Origin of the sequence: Fibrobacter sp. UWCM, assembly GCF_900129735.1 — a bacterium.
GTDB lineage: Bacteria > Fibrobacterota > Fibrobacteria > Fibrobacterales > Fibrobacteraceae > Fibrobacter.
The window spans coordinates 1-2,380 of sequence record NZ_FQWR01000056.1 but is presented as its reverse complement, the minus strand read 5'-3'; the positions used below and the strand labels follow the sequence as shown (position 1 = coordinate 2,380).

At 37.1% G+C, this 2,380-nt stretch carries 2 protein-coding genes; both read left to right on the top strand.

Annotation, left to right across the window (positions count from 1 at the left end; translation table 11 throughout):
- Positions 1-221 precede the first annotated feature (221 nt).
- A complete protein-coding gene (locus BUB22_RS15920; protein ID WP_073116659.1) occupies positions 222-1,847 on the top strand; it encodes an ATP-dependent nuclease in 1,626 nt (541 codons plus the stop codon).
- Positions 1,831-2,349: a UvrD-helicase domain-containing protein gene (locus tag BUB22_RS15915; RefSeq protein WP_073116657.1), complete on the top strand. Its 519-nt coding sequence runs from the start codon at positions 1,831-1,833 to the stop codon at positions 2,347-2,349. The genes BUB22_RS15920 and BUB22_RS15915 overlap by 17 nt, the downstream gene beginning before the upstream one ends.
- The last annotated feature ends 31 nt before the right edge of the window (positions 2,350-2,380 follow it).

Below are 2,380 nucleotides of genomic sequence, written 5' to 3'. Positions count from 1 at the left end.
TATACCACTTAACAAGAAAAAAGGATATATTTTAACTTAACCGGTAATGAATATGGTTGTTCATGAACCCACTATTAAAAAACCTACAAATCCAATCATCAATTAATCAGTACGGGACATAGTAAGGAATCGAGTGCAGGTTTAACCCCGATGGGCGTAAATTTCCTAAAATACCTTGTGAATGAAACAAAACAGATTTAGGGTGGACTGGAGGCTTTCTGATGAAAATCAACAAGTTGGTTATTAAGAATTATAAACTCATCAGGGATGTCGTTATCCCGCTGAATCCGGAAATTAACATCTTTGTTGGTGAAAATGATGCGGGAAAGAGTTCGATACTCGAAGCCCTTTCAATCCTCACTACAGGGAAACTTAATGGAATTGCTTTAGAACGGCAACTGAAGGCAAACCTTTTCAATAGCACGACACGCCAAGAATACATTGATGCTGTTGGAAAAGGACAAACCCCGGCTCCGCCTCAGATTGTTTTTGAAGCCTACTTTGAAGACGATTTGATTTTAAAGGGTTCTAATAACACTCTTTCAGAAGATGCTGTTGGCATTAATGTTACGATTAAGATTGCGGACAATAATACGGCTATATACCAAAAGATGCTGAATGCGGGGGATGTGACGGATATACCGATTGAACTCTATACCGTTGATTATCATTATTTCAATGGTGGTCCTGTATCTTTCAGATATGGTCCTTTCAAGAGCGTGTTCATAGATACGACTCGGAAGGAATACGTGGGAATTATTAACCAATTTGTGTCCGAGAGCATAACGGAGAACTTGTCTCCTGAGCAGCTCCGGGATTTAGCAATTGCTTATAACCGCAGTAGACGTGAATTTCATGAAGACGATACTGTTAAGACATTGAATAACGCTGTTAAATCCGTCATACAGGGGCGTAGTGTCTCTTTGGGACTTCGAGAAGACGATGTTGAAGCGTGGAAAAAGCAGTTGTCAATTGTTGTAGATGATGTTCCGTTTGAACATTTGGGCTTCGGTACGCAAAATACTTTAAAAATAGAACTAGCACTTCGAAATGCGGATGTTCAGGCAAATGTTGTTTTGATGGAAGAGCCAGAGAATAATCTTTCTTTCACGAATATGGCTAGACTTGTAGGTCATGTTTCTTCTTCAACAGGAAAACAGGTTTTTATATCAACCCATAGTAGTTATATCGCTAACAAACTGAGTCTTGAAAATGTCATATTAGTCAAGGATGGAGATGTTACATCGTATAAGAAACTTCCTGATGACACAAAAAAATATTTTATTAAACTCCCAGGTTATGATACATTGCGATTTGTTTTGGCGTCAAAGGCTATTCTTGTGGAGGGACCGACAGATGATTTGATAATTCAGAGGGCGTACAAAGATAAGTATGGAAAACTTCCGCATGAAGATGGCGTAGACATTATAGTTGTCGATTCATTGGCGTTTAAGCATTATTGTGATATTGCGCTACTTATGGGGAAGCGGATAGTGGTAGTCACCGATAATGATGGAGATGTGAAAAAGAATATTCAAGAGAAATATGAGGGGTATTTGGGGAAGAAGGAATTAACATTTTATTATGAGGAAAATGCCGAGTTCAATACAATTGAGCCTAGTGTTTTGGCAGTAAATTGTGAAAATGGACAGCCTGTAGAGCAATTTAAAAGAATAATTTCCTCAGAAAATTGTTATTCGCTAAAAAGCCGGGATTATGATGGTGTACTTGAATTTATGACGAAAAATAAAACTGAATGGGCTTTTAGGGTGTTTGAAGCCGAGGAAAGTATCAAGTATCCCGAATATATTCAGAAAGTGATTGCTCATTATGACGAACATCATTAAGATTTCTGCCGCTGGATCTGGTAAAACATATGATATATGCCGTAATGCACTTGATGTTGTCGCGGATAGTGACAAGAGAGTTTTAATTGTTACATATACAAATCGCGGAAAAAATGCTGTTGAAACTGAAATTAGAAAACAGAATAAAGGTGTCCTTCATCCGCAGGTAGTAATAAAAACGTGGTTCCATTTTCTTTTGTCAGATACGGTTAAACCGTATCAACGGTATATTACTGTTGATGGATCTTTTAATGTACTGAAGGGTGTTGATTTTACGGAACCATATGAAAAAGTGAATTTTCACAAAAAGGGAACAAGTGCAAGATATTTGACTGGAATAGGAAATGTCCGTTCTAATTATGTGTCAGAATTAGCTTGCTACTTGAATGAAAAAAGCAATGGAAAGATTGTTGGTAGGCTTACTGAAATTTATAGCAATTGGATTTGTAGGTTTTTTAATAGTGGGTTCATGAACAACCATATTCATTACCGGTTAAGTTAAAATATATCCTTTTTTCTTGTTAAGTGGTATA

What these genes read in the sequence shown, in the direction of transcription:
- BUB22_RS15920 (WP_073116659.1), top strand. Translation starts at nt 222, where the DNA reads ATGAAAATCAACAAGTTGGTTATTAAGAATTATAAACTCATCAGGGAT.
- BUB22_RS15915 (WP_073116657.1), top strand. Translation starts at nt 1,831, where the DNA reads ATGACGAACATCATTAAGATTTCTGCCGCTGGATCTGGTAAAACATAT.